At 42.3% G+C, this 15,412-nt stretch carries 12 protein-coding genes and 1 pseudogene; 9 read left to right on the top strand and 4 right to left on the bottom strand.

Features of this window, described 5'->3' with window-relative positions:
- A complete protein-coding gene (locus NSQ99_RS21425) occupies window positions 1-1,734 on the top strand; it encodes an alpha-amylase family glycosyl hydrolase (RefSeq protein ID WP_340839032.1) in 1,734 nt (577 codons plus the stop codon).
- A gap of 116 nt (window positions 1,735-1,850) precedes the next feature.
- Here NSQ99_RS21425 and NSQ99_RS21430 read toward each other — a convergent pair whose 3' ends face one another.
- The 3 genes from NSQ99_RS21430 to NSQ99_RS21440 form a co-directional block, all read right to left on the bottom strand.
- Window positions 1,851-3,611, bottom strand: coding sequence for a glycoside hydrolase family 13 protein (locus tag NSQ99_RS21430; protein ID WP_340839033.1), 1,761 nt, complete (start codon window positions 3,609-3,611; stop codon window positions 1,851-1,853).
- A 238-nt stretch (window positions 3,612-3,849) separates the two neighbouring features.
- Window positions 3,850-4,668 carry a lipoate--protein ligase family protein gene (locus tag NSQ99_RS21435; protein WP_340839034.1) on the bottom strand — a complete coding sequence of 273 codons (819 nt, stop codon included), beginning with the start codon at window positions 4,666-4,668 and terminating at the stop codon, window positions 3,850-3,852.
- A 270-nt stretch (window positions 4,669-4,938) separates the two neighbouring features.
- Window positions 4,939-6,123, bottom strand: a complete 1,185-nt coding sequence (locus tag NSQ99_RS21440) for an IS256 family transposase (protein WP_210178541.1) — start codon at window positions 6,121-6,123, stop codon at window positions 4,939-4,941.
- A 209-nt stretch (window positions 6,124-6,332) separates the two neighbouring features.
- Between NSQ99_RS21440 and NSQ99_RS21445 the strand changes: the two genes are divergently transcribed.
- The 8 genes and pseudogenes from NSQ99_RS21445 to NSQ99_RS21480 all read left to right on the top strand — a co-directional run bounded on the left by NSQ99_RS21445 (window position 6,333) and on the right by NSQ99_RS21480 (window position 13,752).
- Window positions 6,333-7,982, top strand: coding sequence for a spore germination protein (locus NSQ99_RS21445; protein WP_340839035.1), 1,650 nt, complete (start codon window positions 6,333-6,335; stop codon window positions 7,980-7,982).
- Window positions 7,979-8,695 carry a Ger(x)C family spore germination protein gene (locus tag NSQ99_RS21450; protein ID WP_340839036.1) on the top strand — a complete coding sequence of 239 codons (717 nt, stop codon included), beginning with the start codon at window positions 7,979-7,981 and terminating at the stop codon, window positions 8,693-8,695. Before NSQ99_RS21445 ends, NSQ99_RS21450 begins: the two co-directional genes overlap by 4 nt.
- An 11-nt stretch (window positions 8,696-8,706) precedes the next feature.
- Window positions 8,707-9,156, top strand: a pseudogene (locus NSQ99_RS21455) (Ger(x)C family spore germination C-terminal domain-containing protein); the annotation flags it as partial.
- Window positions 9,157-9,161: 5 nt separating this feature from the next.
- On the top strand, window positions 9,162-10,268 hold the full coding sequence (locus NSQ99_RS21460) for a GerAB/ArcD/ProY family transporter (RefSeq protein WP_340839037.1): 1,107 nt from the start codon (window positions 9,162-9,164) through the stop codon (window positions 10,266-10,268).
- A complete protein-coding gene (locus tag NSQ99_RS21465; RefSeq protein ID WP_340839038.1) occupies window positions 10,265-10,477 on the top strand; it encodes a hypothetical protein in 213 nt (70 codons plus the stop codon). The genes NSQ99_RS21460 and NSQ99_RS21465 overlap by 4 nt, the downstream gene beginning before the upstream one ends.
- 129 nt (window positions 10,478-10,606) lie before the next feature.
- Window positions 10,607-11,572, top strand: a complete 966-nt coding sequence (locus tag NSQ99_RS21470; RefSeq protein WP_340839039.1) for a cation diffusion facilitator family transporter — start codon at window positions 10,607-10,609, stop codon at window positions 11,570-11,572.
- Between the two features lie 430 nt (window positions 11,573-12,002).
- A complete protein-coding gene (locus NSQ99_RS21475) occupies window positions 12,003-12,800 on the top strand; it encodes a sulfite exporter TauE/SafE family protein (RefSeq protein WP_340839040.1) in 798 nt (265 codons plus the stop codon).
- 133 nt (window positions 12,801-12,933) lie between these two features.
- Window positions 12,934-13,752: a DegV family protein gene (locus NSQ99_RS21480; RefSeq protein WP_340839041.1), complete on the top strand. Its 819-nt coding sequence runs from the start codon at window positions 12,934-12,936 to the stop codon at window positions 13,750-13,752.
- A gap of 143 nt (window positions 13,753-13,895) precedes the next feature.
- On the opposite strand, the gene NSQ99_RS21485 is transcribed toward NSQ99_RS21480, so the two are convergent.
- The gene (locus NSQ99_RS21485; protein WP_340839042.1) at window positions 13,896-15,395 is read right to left on the bottom strand and encodes an MDR family MFS transporter; all 1,500 of its coding nucleotides are present in this window, start codon (window positions 15,393-15,395) and stop codon (window positions 13,896-13,898) included.
- Window positions 15,396-15,412 lie beyond the last annotated feature (17 nt).

Below are 15,412 nucleotides of genomic sequence, written 5' to 3' on the forward strand. Positions count from 1 at the left end.
ATGATGCAAAATAATAATATGAATCATTGGAGAACATGGTTGCAGCGTGTCATCGTATTAATGCTGCTTCTAACGCTCATTGCATGTTCGTCGAATAAGGTGACGATCAATGAGCAGGGATCAGATCAAGCACATGCAATTGAGCAGCAGAGTAATGAGCTTGATAAGGAGCAGGCTGAGGGAGCATCTGTGAAGGAACAAGGCACAACCAAGCAATCAGCTAGCAAAAACGGGCCGTATACTGTCGTTGAGCAGCCTGGTACAGTATATTATGAAATTTTTGTTCGTTCCTTCTATGATAGTGATGGTGATGGCATCGGTGACCTGAATGGGGTTACCGCTAAGCTTGACTATTTGGAGGAGCTCGGAGTTGGCGGTATCTGGCTTATGCCCATTAATAGCTCACCTAGCTATCATGGGTACGATACAACGGATTACTATTCGATTAATCCAGAATACGGGACGATGGACGATCTTACGACGCTGCTTGATGAAGCGCATAAACGTAATATTAAAGTCATTATGGACCTTGTTGTGAATCATTCTAGCAGTGAGCATCCTTGGTTCAAGGAGGCAGCTGAGGACCCGAGCAGTCCGTATCGTTCATGGTATCACTTTGTTCCTGGAGATGAACCAACAAGCTCAGCTAGCGCGGCTGGCAGTGGAAGCGCATGGCACAGCTATGGTGATTCCAAATACCTTGGTATCTTTTGGGGCGGCATGCCAGATTTTAATTTTGATGAACCTAAGGTAAGAGAAGAGCTTATTGCCATCGGTCAATTTTGGTTAGAGAAGGGACTGGACGGCTTTAGGCTGGATGCAGCTAAGCATATTTATGGTGACTTCAAATCAACCGTGCACATGCCAGAGGTTCAAGCGGCCAATCATGTATGGTGGCAGGAGTTCCGGCAAGGTATGAATGAGGTGAAGCCAGATGCCTTCTTAATCGGTGAAGTGTGGGATTCGATGTCCGTGATCGGCCCTTACTTCGATGAGGCGCTTGATTCGGCATTTAATTTCGATCTGGCTGATCGCCTGCTAGGCGCAGTAGCTAGTGAAACAGACCCGTATCTCGCTTACTCACTAGGCCGTACGCATGCTTTTTACGCGCAAGCCTCTAATGGTAAATTTGTCGATGCGCCTTTTCTTAGCAATCACGATCAGAATCGCATAATGACGGTGTTAGGTGGTCATGCCGATCATGCGAAGATGGCGGCAAGTCTGCTGCTTACACTGCCAGGTACACCATTCTTATATTATGGTGAGGAAATCGGCATGCAGGGAGCAAAGCCGGATGAATACATTCGTGAGCCAATGCTCTGGTATGCAGATTCAGCGGGAGGAGAAGGACAGACGACCTGGCAGGTGACGCGTCATAATCCTGATCCAGCAGTGATCTCAGTTGAAGCGCAGGAGCAGGACGAGGCATCGCTGCTGCAGCATTACAAAAAGCTAATCGAGTGGCGCAATAACGAGCCAGCTCTGCAGAACGGAGCGATTGCAGAATATAAGCTCGCTGAAGCAAACAGTAAGCTGAGCCTGTATCTACGCATAACAGAGAACGATCGTGTGCTGGTTGTGCACAATTTATCTGGCGAGCAGCAGCAGGCAGAGTTGAACCAAGCTTCAGAGTATGGTGCTTTCGATGAGCTGCTACACACAACAGCTGCATCAGCTGAGCTGAACGGTGCTGAACTGCAGCTGCCGCCATATAGCACCGTTATCTTACGTTAATAGATCAGATAGTGTATTGCTAGCTATGGCTAACCTAAATGAAAAAGTATGGAATCTCCTGTAGTTATAGAAGATTCCATACTTTTTTGTAGTTACTTAATCTATGCTAATGATTGTTATGCTTTCAGTACGATAAAGCTGTATGCTGGTAAGGCAACGGAGAGCTGATCTGCTCGCTTGCTGCCTGCTGGAAGCAGCTTAGCTTCACCGCTCTGAAACAGAACGGACCACGCTTCAACTGGAATATCAAGCTTTGCTTCAGCAGCACGAGCATTCAGCACGATGAGTAAGCGCTCGTCTTCTGCTAGACGTTCATAGGCTAGCGTACCGTCTTCGTCTTTACCAGCATGAATAAAGCGGATATCACTTGAGCGCAGAGCTGGATGCTGATGACGCAGAGCAATTAGCTGCTTGTAGAAATCTAGCAGCTCAGCATTTTGCTTTTCTGGCTCCCACACCATACATTTACGGCAATCAGGATCACCTTCGCCATCTAATCCAATCTCATCTCCATAATATATGCAAGGCGTACCAGGATACGTAAGCTGGAATAAAGCTGCCAGCTTCATCGCAGCTTCATTATGATCGCAGATCGTTAGCAGACGAGGTGTATCATGGCTGTCGAGCAGGTTGAACGCTGTCTCCGTCACTTGCTGAGAATAGGCAGCCAGCTGATGACCGATCGCATGTGTAAAGCTCTTCGCGTCGAGACTTTGATGACCGAAGAAATCCAGTACAGCGTTAGTGAAAGGGTAGTTCATCACTGCATCAAACTGATCACCCTGCAGCCACATTATTGAATCATGCCAGATTTCTCCCAATATATATGCCTCTGGATTGACATCCTTAACAATCTTTCGGAATTCACGCCAAAATTGATGATCGACTTCATTGGCTACATCTAATCTCCAGCCATCGACCCCGATCTCCTCAATCCAATAGCGCGCTACCTCAAACAGATATTGCTTAACCTCTGGATGCTCCGTATTAAGCTTCGGCATGAGCGGCTCGAACGCGAAGGTATCATAGGTAGGTATGCCATCAATAACCTGAAGAGGCCACTGCCGTACATGGAACCAATCTGCGTATTTGGATTGCTTGCCATGCTTTTGTGCATCGACAAACGGTGCAAAGGTACGTCCTGAATGATTGAAAACAGCATCCAGCAGTACTCGAATTCCGCGAGCATGACATGCGTCGACGAGCTCTTTAAGCTGTTCATTCGTACCAAAGTGTGGGTCTACCTTTAAATAGTCCTGTGTGTCGTACTTATGATTCGTCGTTGCTTCAAATAATGGGGTAAAGTAAATCGCATTGATCCCAAGCTCTGCAATATGATCAAGATGGTCGAGCACCCCTTGAAGATCACCACCGAAGAAATTCGTCGGCGTAGGCTTACCGCCCCAAGGCTCAACATCTGCTGGGCTGATCGAAGGATCACCGCATGCAAAGCGCTCAGGAAAAATTTGGTAGAACACAGCATCCTTAACCCAAGCCGGTGGCTCGAACACATCGATTGGATTAATAAATGGGAAGTCAAAAAAAGTATTCGGATTGTCTGGGAGCTCATCTACGAAACCGCGCTCGGTATATATGAGCTGCTCTTCATTACTTGCATCTGTTAGTCGGAAAGCATAGCGCAGCCGGCGATATGGCGGCTTAACCGTTGTTTCCCAATAATCGAAATGCTCATCCTGTGCAAATATACGCATGGACACGATATCCATCGTTGAGTCCCAGGTATACTTGTCACCTACAATCGCTTCAACAATAGCGCAATCATTCTTCTTGGTGCGGATTCGCAGATGTATTGTACGTTGGTCATAAGCATATGACCAGTTTTGTTTTGGACGATGATATACAGCTTCACGCAGCATTCCATTCACTCTCCTTGTCATATTATGGGTAGAGCAGTAAACTCTCTGATAAAACAAGAAGAAGGCACAACCTGGGCATATAAGTCCGAGGTTGTACCTTCTCCAATCAATGTTCTCGCAAAGCATAGGAACATATGGTTTACGGTAGCATTGCCTTTCTATTGTATCTCTCAACGTTTTAATTATACTATATATTGGTTATTTGGAATAGTGCAAATTTGTAAATAATGCTAAAAAATTAACGGGTTTCGTAACGTGCTCTAAGCCGCCCCGCCATCTCAATTACTTGCTCATCGTCAGGTAGAATGAGGCTAGACGTTGTTAGCTCTGAGGAATAGGCTCTTATACACTCTTTAATTGATGTAATGAACGCTTGTGTACCCATGCCAAGCAGCTCCTCTAAGCTGGCAGTGCTGGCTTCAGCTACTAACGGGTAGCTTTGCTCAGGTGCTCCTATCGCTGCACGATCATAAAATTGACGAACGAGTGAGGCTCTGTCACTGCCTTTTTTATCTGCTACAACAAAGGCGTGAACACAAAAAGCATGGAGCTGTCTGCGCTGTGCTATGCCACAAAATTTTAGCCCATTAATACTCATATCGTAATCCCCTGGACAATAGGCTCCTGAGACTTCCCCAACGTCGACAGCTGTATTAACAGGAGCAAGTGCTTCACGAATAAGCTGTGTCATACGTGAAAAATGATGATGAAAGCTCGTGGACGGGCTAACAATTGGGAAGATAAGTGAAAGATTTATGACGCCAAGATCCAAAGGCACTGCTGCTCCACCTGAATTTCGTACCATTGGCATATACCCAATGGAGCTTAGCCAATCCATTGCCTCTTTGGCGTAAGGCAGGCGATAATCGCGCTGTCCAAGTACAAAGGCTTGAGGATGACGCCATATATGGCATATGCTCAGCTTGCTGCGTGCAGCATCCTTACAGAGCAGTTCGTCAAGGGCAAAGGATCGCATTGGATCGATGGGTTCAATCTGATCGCTGCGATCAAGTATGATCATATCGCTTGCCCAAGTAGCGATGCTTGGTTGAGTCATGCAATCCCTCCAAAGTTGAAGCTACTATAATTATGTTACCAGAGCTGGACGAATGAAGCTATATAAGTTTAGCAAGCATAGAAAACAAAAGCAGAACTAAACGATATAGAGTCGTAAAAAAATACTTAATTAAATTTGAGTAATAGCTAATAAAAATAATAAATAAAAAAATTAAACTATACGTTATTTGCAATTAATTTATGTGGTGCCCTCACGGTAGCGTCAAGAATTTTGTGTAAATAAAAATAACCTTTACTTGTAGCAGTTGAATTACGTGTTGCTTTTGAACATGGCTTGTAGTTCTGCACGAGCTTGGTCAAAGCCAATATGACATCTTGTAGCAAAGCGTTGGTTATAGCCTTCGAACTGTGAAACTAAAAATTTCTCTAGTGCTTCTTCGTGAGGAAATTGTTCTTTCCGTTTCGTGTATTTCTTGATCTGCTTGTTAAAAGATTCAATAAGATTCGTAGAGTAAATGCTTCTCCAAATCGACTGTGGAAAGCTGTAAAACGTGAAGATATACGGATTCTCCACTAAAGCTTTCGTTGCTTTAGGATAAGCAGTTTTCCACTTATCACAGAAACGTTCTAGCGCTTCACGACCAGCTTGCTCATCCTTTGCGCGGTATATTGTTTTGAAATCATCACAGATCTCAGCACGATCAGACACACGCACTTTATGAGCAAGATTGCGAGCAAGATGAACACAGCAGGTTTGGTATTTGGCACTTGGAAAGACCTCGAAAATGGCATCAACCATACCTTTTAACCCATCAGAAATAAAGAGTAGCACTTCTTCTGTGCCTCTTTCTCGAAGGTCTTGCAGAAGCTCTTTCCATACGTAGGCAGACTCAGTTGGAGCGATGGCATAGCTAAGCACCTCCTTAGAACCGTCTTCACGAATGCCTACAGCTAGGTAAACGGCTTCTTTCGAAACAGTCTCACGCTTTACAGCAATGTAGGTTGCATCCAAATAGACACAGACATAGCGCTGGGCTAATGGGCGCTTTAGGAACGCATCAACATGCTCTACCATCACTTGCGTCATGTTAGATATGGTTTGTGGTGTGTAATGATGCCCATACATTTTCTCGATCAGATCAGCGATTTCAGTCATGGTTACGCCCTTTTGGAACATATGAATGACAAACGATTCTAACGTGTCGTTGGATCGCTTGTAGGGCGCTACGGTCTGCTGCTTGAACTCTCCATTACGATCACGAGGGATTTGAAGGTGCAGATCGCCGTATTCCGTATGGAGCGTACGTGTATAGCTGCCGTTACGAGAATTGCCTGTATTGAAGCCTGCACGATCATACTTTTCGTAATCTAGGAAGGCGGTTAACTCGGTTGTTAACAAGTGATTCATCGCTCTTTCGAGGTGAATACGAAAAATTTCAGTCACATCTTGTTTTGTAACTAGAGCTTGGACTAAATCTGTTGTAAAATGATTCATAGGGAAGACCTCTCTCTGTGAATTTTGTGTGGTAACTCAATTCTACAAGAAAAGGTCTTCCTTTTGCATTTATTCATTTACACATAATATTTTATACTCTCGCCCTCACTTACGAGGGCATTTTTTATTATGAATAATTATATTTTAGTCATAAATTTTTGTAATTCGTTCAAACTATCTTTATCATCTTGGAAACGGCGGTGAACAAAGTGAAGCAAGAGGAGAAAGAGAAGAGAGAGAAGCTAGTTCAGCTAGAGCAGCAGAATGAACAAATGCAACAACAGAGTCAGCTAGAGCAGCTAACTCAACGAGAGCAGCAAGATCAACAAATGAAGCAAGATGCAATGGAGCAGCAGGAGTCTATTGCTTCTAGCCCAGAACTAGCTCCTCGTCTAGAGTGGTTTAAGCTTCGTCTGGAGCGAGTCGCTGAAGTCGTTTTTCATGAATTTACAGTAGATTATGGGCATTCTTGTGTCCTTATCTATATGAGCGGAATGTTTGATATTAAGCAAGCAGAACGGAACTTGCTAGAGCCCTTGCTTGGCAAAGTCTTTTATATGAAGGATGAGCTAACACAGTATTTGTTTTCTCGTAATCAGCTGCCTGTAACAGAGCTGCATTGGGTTGATCGTGCAGCTGATGCGCTTCAAGCCATCCTTCAAGGCTATGGAATCTTACTTTTCCAGGGTGAGCCGCGAATGCTCGTTCTCCCCTATGCGAATTATGAAACTAGATCAATTGTAGAGGCACCTAATGAAACGGTACTAAGAGGACCGCGAGAAGCTTTTATTGAGGACATCGGTGTCAATATCAGCTTACTAAGGCGCAGAATTAAAAGTCCCTTGCTTAAAACAGAGGAGTACACATTTGGCAGACATACGTCAACGCCAGTTGTACTCGCTTATATGGAAGGAATTTGTAAGGATTCATTAATTCATGAGGTAAGAAGGAGGATCAGCTATCTAGATATTGATGGTGTATTAAGCTCAAGTCAGATTGAGGAAACGATCACAGATCGACCCTCCTCGCCATTTACGCAAATTCAATATACAGAGCGACCGGATGTCGTTAGCTCGTCAATTCTAGAGGGAAGAGTCGCAATCCTGGTTGATAATACTCCAATCGCACTATTGGCACCTACAACGATATTTTCAAAGATGCAATCCTCCGAGGACTATTATCAAAACTTTGTTGCGGCTACAGCCATACGATATATCCGATATTTATTTTTGTTTATCTCGTTTTTACTGCCATCGTTTTATATTGCGATATCGACCTTTCACGCTGAAATGATACCGTTCAGGCTATTAGTAACCGTTGCTTCTGCACGTGAGGTTGTGCCTTTTCCCGCTTTACTCGAGGCATTTATAATGGAGATTTCATTTGAAGCGCTGCGCGAGGCTTCGGTACGCATTCCAAAATCGATAGGACAAACGGTTTCTATTATTGGGGCGCTTATTATCGGAACAGCCGCTGTGCAAGCAGGGATTGTATCTGCAGCCATGGTTATTATTGTTTCTGTTACTGGCATTGCATCGTTTATTATACCTAGCTTTGATCTAGGCCTATCCTTTCGTTTAATGAGGTTTCCGCTCATGCTGCTGGCCGGAACATTTGGAATTTTTGGCATAGCATGCGGAATGTTCCTCATCTATGCACATGCCCTAAATCTAGAATCCTTCGGTGTGCCGTATCTAACACCTATGGCTCCTTCTAACCGAGATTCAGCAAAGGATGTTTGGATGCGTGCACCTTGGTGGCGAATGAATGAACGGCCGTCCTTTGCCGCGCCAAATAATAGAAATCGCCAAAAGAAACAAGCTAGAGGCTGGAAACTCGAACAGGAGGAATTGGAATGAGAAAGCTCACAATCTCCTTACTTCTTCTCATGATGCTTACGGGTTGCTGGTCATCGGAAGAGCTCAATGATCAAGCCTTCATTGGCGTATTAATTATAGACAGCAATGATGACGGAATTGAAGTGACCTTCGGTGTTCCTCTTACGACGAATTTAGCAAGCGGGGAAACGAGTGGATCGGCCTCTGGTGGAGAAGTGTTTGGCTATTTCAGCCGGACGGCCCCAACTTTGGAGGAAGCTATTCAGAAGGTGCAAGGTGATTTGTCCAGACGGGCTAATATCGGGCAGAATCGCAATATTGTTGTTGGAAGAAGATTTGCTGAAGAGGGAATAACACCTGTTCTGGAGCTCGCAGCAAGAAATCCTAACATTAGAATGAATACGAACATGTTTTTAGTTGATGGCTATGCAAAGGATGAAGTAGCAAAAGCGACTGTTACGTCTGAACGTTTTTTTATTTCCTTATTAAACAAATATGTTGAGCATCGTACCGTGCTGCAAACGACGATTAAAGACTTAATGCTGTCAAAGGCTTCTGGCGGTGACGGTCTGCTGCCGATTATAAAATTTTCCGATGCTTCGGAAGGTGCAATGGTTGGTAAGTCTTCTACTGTTGGGACGGGCGGAGCCGCCATTATTAAGAAAGGTAAGATGGTTGAACCCATTTTAACCCCGGATCAAACTTCAGCTGCCCAAAGTATACGGATCAACTAGGAAACTACTTTTTTAGTATTGAGTCACCAACGGAAAATGGATGGATAGGGCTTTACAGCACATCTGTTGATGTGAAAACGAAAATTGTGAAGAAGGAAAATAAATATCATATCGTAATTAAGCCAACCTCTGAGGTTGAAGCGATCAGCAACAATTCGACAATGAACTTCGCAATTTATGAGGAAGTCAAAAAGCTTGAAGATAGTATCGATCAGTTTTCTGATCAATTACATGCTGACACGATGCACATCATACAGCAAACCGGTGCTGATGTTTTCCACTTTGATCGGTATATGATGGTGAAATATCCACAGGAGTGGAGAAAAATTAAAGATCTTTGGCGCGAATACTATCGCGATCAGCTCGCGATCGACATCGATTCCGATATCCGTATTCGACGCAAAGGCTCCACCGTTAGATCGTTTAAGTCTCAATTTATTGAACATAATGAGGGAGATTAACAATCATGACGACCAAGGTTGTAACACAAAAACAGATATACAAATATTTTACGATTCATATTATAACGACCATTATTATGTTTATGATCGGGATCGTACTACAGCAAAGCGGGTTTAGTGCTCCACTTGGTGTGCTCATCGGGGCCTGTATAGGTATAGTGATTACTTTCCTTTCTATTGCATTTGCCAAGCGCAGACCTGATGCTTTCTTTGTTCATTATGGTGCTGACATTGTGACCCGCTGGCTGCATTACCCACTGATGGCTTTTATTATTATGACTAATCTTCTACTCGTAGCGATTAATTTATGGGAAATACAAGACTTACTTTTACAGTTTTATTTAACTGGGACTCCCTCATGGATTATTCTTGGATTATGCGGGCTATGTATATCCTATATGGCACGCTACGGTATTAAATCGATGTTCAGAGCAGCAGAAGGAATGTTCTATCTAAGTATGATTACCTTTATTATTATTCCGTACCTCGTCCATTCGAATATGGAATGGTTTTTGGCACGAGGCTTTGCTACGATAGCTTCAGTTAAAGAAGCCTGGCCGACGGCTTACCACCTTGGTTCGATATTTGGTGAAGCATCGCTCATCTTATATATATATCCCTATATTAGTCAGGCGACATATACACGAAAAACAACCATTCGTTTTACGACGCTAGCTGCATTGATGGTAATCTGTCATCTCATACCGATTCTCATCGTGCTTGGTCCTGATCTAGCCCAAAACTTAAACTATCCGGAGCTGGACATTATTCGTTTAATAAAAAGTGGGTCGTATCTAGAAACGCTTGATCCGATCATTATTGCGCTTTGGCTCGTTAGTATCTTTATTAAGCTCAGCTTTATCTTGTTCGTTATTAGTCACATGCTGTCACGAATACTAAAGCTGAAATACAGTAAACCTCTCATTTATCCGATCTGTGCTTTTATTATCGTTAGTACGATATGTTTAGCTCAATCTCACACGCAGTTTTTTAGTATGCATAATGGCGGGGTTAGCACATGCGTCTATATCTCTCAGCTCATACCGCTTCTATATTATGTTATCGATGTGATGAGAAACAGGAGACAACAAATGGAGGAAGAAAGTCTATGATAATTATCGCTATCGCCTATATTGTGATCATTACTTATGAGGTCTATTATATGAAGCGGCGCAGTGTTCCGATCAAACCTTATGTAGTGCTGTATGGTTTCATGTTTATTGCCAGTGAATTACTGTATTTCTTTAAGGATGAGTTTCAGCTAATTACATTAATTAAAGTATTATTTGCTCCAATAGAAAGCATCTTATTATTCAAGTAAGGGCTCAGGCAACTCCAATTACTTTTTATAAAGGTTGATATTCATAAATATGGTGGTGTTACGTAATACTAGATGTAAGTAAATGGAGTGAATATCATACGAGTACATAGTAGGAGGAATAGCTTAAATATGATGAGCTTGTTAAGGAGAGGGAATAAATCAGCAGGGATTGCTGCAATCGTAAACTTGATCATTTCCCTTATTAAGGGAGCTGCATTCATGCTTACAGGCAATGTGGCTATGTTTGCTGAGACAATGCATTCGTTGGGTGATGCTGCCAATCAATTATTTGTGTTTGTTGGTAGTGCTCTATCTAAGAAGCGTCCCAATGATCGCTACCCGAATGGCTTTGGACGAGTTGTCAACTTAGTGCTTTTATTCGCGGTCATTATCGTAGGCATTATGAGCTATGAGGCGATCAAGGAAGGCATTCATCATATTTTACAGCCAACGGAGTCGAAAGGAATATGGATTAGCATTTCTGTACTTACCGCAGCAGTAATATTAGAAGCCTTCGTTATGTTTAAAGCGATGAAGGAGGTTATTCATGAAACGAATGCTGAGGCCAAGGGATTGTCTATTATTCCTAAAAGCTTCGCCAACCTTTCCAAAGCAAAGCCGGCTACCAAGCTTGTATTTATGGAGGATTTGGTCGCTACATTAGGCGGTGTTATTGCGATCATTGGCATTCTGCTGTCATTTTACGTAGGTTTTCATGCGGCAGAGGGGATTGCATCGGTCATTATTGGTGTCATGATGTTTTATGTAGTGGGCAGAGTATTTTTAGATAATGCCAAGGGTGTTCTAGGAGAAGCAGATGATGAGCTGGAGGCCAAGATCGCTGCGTTTATTTTTACGAATGAGGATATCAAAGATATTAAGACTTTATTCGCTATGAAGGAAGGAGAGGATTATCATATTGAAATGAAGTTAGAAATTGATCCTTCCATATCAGTAAGTAGAGCGATTAATATTAAAAAGAGTATCGAACAGCATATACAGAATATGCCAGGTGTTACAGATGTCATCATCGAGTTTGAGGAAGACGATCAGATTGCAACTTGGGAAAAAGTGAATTCAACGCCAATTGGATAATGCAAGGAATACTTCAGGCTGCCAATCAACGAATCAGATGCGTTGGTCGGCGGTCTTTTCAATTATAGGGGGGTGACTAAGCAGATAACAAATACTACAATACATAGTAGTGGTGCATAAGAAAAAAGCGAGCATAAGGTGTGCTCGCTTACGGATGTTCAGAATAGGTAATGGTGACTCCAAGATGATAGTTAGATTCTTCTTCATAATGTCCGTCAGGGCAAAATTTGATATAGCCTAAATCTGTTCGCTCATCCTTCAATGGCTGATTACAATGCGGACAATTATTAGCAAAAATATCTTTTAGAAGGCCCCACAATTCAAATCACCTTTTTCCAACGTGTTTACTTGGTTTTATTATAAAGGCAGTTACAGCATTCGTCTACAGTTATTTTTACATCTTTTGTTTTTACTTTTAAGGAGGTAGCTAATGGATGTCATATTATATGTAGTTTTGCTCGCGCTAGGTTTAATTGCTTCCTTTCTATCGGGATTGTTAGGAATAGGCGGAGCAATTATTAATTATCCCTTATTATTATATGTTCCACCCATGATTGGAGCTGCTGAGTTTTCAGCACAGGAAGTATCCTCGATCAGCATGTTTCAAGTGTTTTTTGGTTCACTTGCGGGAGTCATCGCCTATCGCCAAAGTCAGAAAAAAACAGGGAAATCACTCGTTCATCAAGGACTTGTACTTTATATGGGCAGCAGTATATTAATGGGGAGCTTTATTGGCGGGATAAGCTCACAATATCTATCCAGCTATACGATCCATATCATTTATGGCATCTTAGCCGTTGTAGCGGTCTTATTAATGCTCATTCCGAATAGAGGGAAAAAAGAGGACGTAAATGGAGAGGTTCGATTTCATAAGGTGGTAGCCATAACATCAGCATTTACAGTAGGAATTGTATCAGGGATTGTTGGAGCTGGAGGAGCATTTATCCTAATCCCGTTAATGCTGAATGTGATGAAGATACCAATCAGAGTAACGATTGCTTCATCCTTAGCCATTGTCTTTATTTCTGCAATAGGTGGAGTTATTGGCAAACTATCTGCTGGACATCTGCTCTTTATGCCTACGCTTTTTGTTATTATCGGAAGTTTAATTGGTGCACCGATAGGCTCAAAAATCAGTTCAAAGATTAATGCTAGGGTGCTTCGTTATATATTAGTCGTTCTTATTTCGGCAACAGCTGTAAAAATTTGGTCATCTGTATTCGCTTGAATAAAAATTTGCTATCGTATATGTACCTCTGTTATAGTTTACGGAATAATAACATTAATCTATTATATTTCTAACTACAGACCTAGAGAAGGCAGAATATAGAAATGAGGCGAGCGACATAATTAAGTTTTCAATGATTGTTGATTCTTGCTGTGATGCAACACAGGCACTTATAAAGGAACTTAACTTAATTAAAATACCATTAAACCTAATGCTGGGCGACCGTGAAATTGTGGATAATGAACAATTGGATCTTACGCAATTTATGGCAGACATGAAAGCATGCACTGGAAAGGTCGGCTCCTCAGCTCCCGCTCCAGCGTTGTATCAGGAAGCCTTTGATCAAGCGGAGAATTCATTTGCAGTAACGTTGTCTAGTAGACTTTCCAGCTCATATTCAAGTGCGATGCTTGGAAAAGAAATGATGGAATCAACATCCAATGATGTTTATGTATTTGATTCAAAAAGTGCATCGGCTGGTCAACTGCTCATCGTATTGAAAATTTATGAGCTCGCTCAGCTTGGCTTAGCTAAGTCTGATATTATCTCTCGTACAGAGGATTTTATTAAGCATATGAAAACATATTTTGTACTCGATAATATCGATAATTTAATGAAAAATGGTCGCTTAAGCAAGGTTAAGGGAAAGCTTATCAATATGTTAAATATTAAGCCTTTGCTTGGCTCAGATGGTGATGGCAATATTGTGAGCTATTCCAATGTTAAAGGGCAAACGAAAATTGTTAAAAAGCTTGTTGATACCATTAGCGATAGCGGAAAAAGCACGGTGGGAGAGAAAGCTGTAATCTCGCATTGCAACAATGAGGATTTGGCTAACCGATTAAAGCAAGCGATAGCTGAACGGTTCCAGTTTAAGGATATCGTCGTTGTGCCAACAGGCGGAGTAAGCTCATTGTATGCCAATGATAAAGGGATTATTTTAGCCTTTTAAGGTGTATTAATACTAGATAGCATAGCTATATAAAGCAAATGGGGTATCCAATGGTTAGAGACTAACCTTGGATACCCCATTTGTTACTTCCGTGTCCAATATATCATATGCAGCAGCTACTGATATTATGTGTTACTTATGCTTTACTTAGCAGCTGCAGCGTCTTCTGCTTCCATACGAGCTACAGCGGACTCACTCACATCGACTCGCTTAATGAAGAATGTGAGGATTAATGCAACAGCGGTTGTTAAAGTTGCGATTAGGAATGAGTATTGAATACCTTCCAGCATACCTAGCTGAGTAATTTGAGCTTTTTCAATATCTGTAATGGTTGTAGGGTCAATCTTGCTAAACTGATCTGTAATGCTGCTTTCAGCACGAGAGTTCATAATGGATACGAAAATAGCTGTACCTAATGCACCAGCTACCTGAGTTAACGTATTGTTAACTGCAGTACCATGTGGGTTTAGTCGAGTTGGTAATTGGTTTAAGCCGTTTGTCATAATCGGCATCATGACCATCGAGATACCAAGCATACGTACACAATAAATCGTAATGATGTATGAAATCGACGTGTCAAGATCAAAGTACGTCATAAAGTACGTCGTAACACAGGTAATGGCAAGGCCGAGAATTCCGAGCACCTTCGGTCCAAATTTATCAAAAAGCTTACCGGTAATTGGTGACATAATCCCCATCACGATCGCACCTGGAAGCATCATAAGACCAGAATCTAATGCTGATATTCCGCGCACGCTTTGTACATATGCGGGAGTAAGAATCATACCAGAGAATAACGCTGCTGAGTTAACGACAGAGATTAACGATGCGAGCGCGAACATTGGATGCTTGTATACCGATAAGTTCAGCAGCGGCTGCTCCATCTTAAATTGTCGTACGGTGAATAGAATGACCATAATTGCACCGACGGCAATCGTCGTAATAACTACTGGATCTCCCCAACCGTCTGTGCTTGCGGAGCTGAAGCCGTAAAGTAAACCACCAAAACCAAGCGTAGACATGACGACAGACAAATAATCGAGTGTTGCTTGACGTGTTGGCATAATGTTTTGGAATTTGAATATTGCAAGGACTAGACTGATGATAGCAAATGGCAAGATCATTTCGAACAATAGACGCCAGTCATAATATTGGACGATGTACCCAGATAATGTTGGTCCAAGTGCTGGAGCAACGATCATGACGAGACCGAATACCCCCATAGCAGCTCCACGCTTTTCACGAGGGAAGCTAATGAGCATTGTATTCATAAGCAGTGGCGACATTACTGATGAACCTGCTGCTTGAATCATGCGGCCTGCAAGTAGAAAACTAAAGTTAGGTGCAAAGGCTGCAAGTGCTGTTCCCAAAGTGAATAGGAGCATCGACGTAATAAACAGCTGTCGATTCGTAAATCTAGTAAGTAGAAAGGCCGATACCGGAATTAGAATACCGCTAACAAGCATATAGCCTGTAGAAAGCCATTGACCCGTGGCATAGGATTCGATATTCAAATCCGCCATAATGGTCGGTAAGGCAACGTTCATTAATGAGTTATTAAGAAATGAAACGAATGCCCCGAAAAAGAGTATCCCTAACATAAAATAGGGTGGCTTCTTTAACTGTTGTAAAGTATCACTCATTATATTTTACGCTCCTA

The sequence above is a fragment of the Paenibacillus sp. FSL W7-1287 genome (assembly GCF_038004245.1).
GTDB lineage: Bacteria > Bacillota > Bacilli > Paenibacillales > Paenibacillaceae > Pristimantibacillus > Pristimantibacillus camelliae.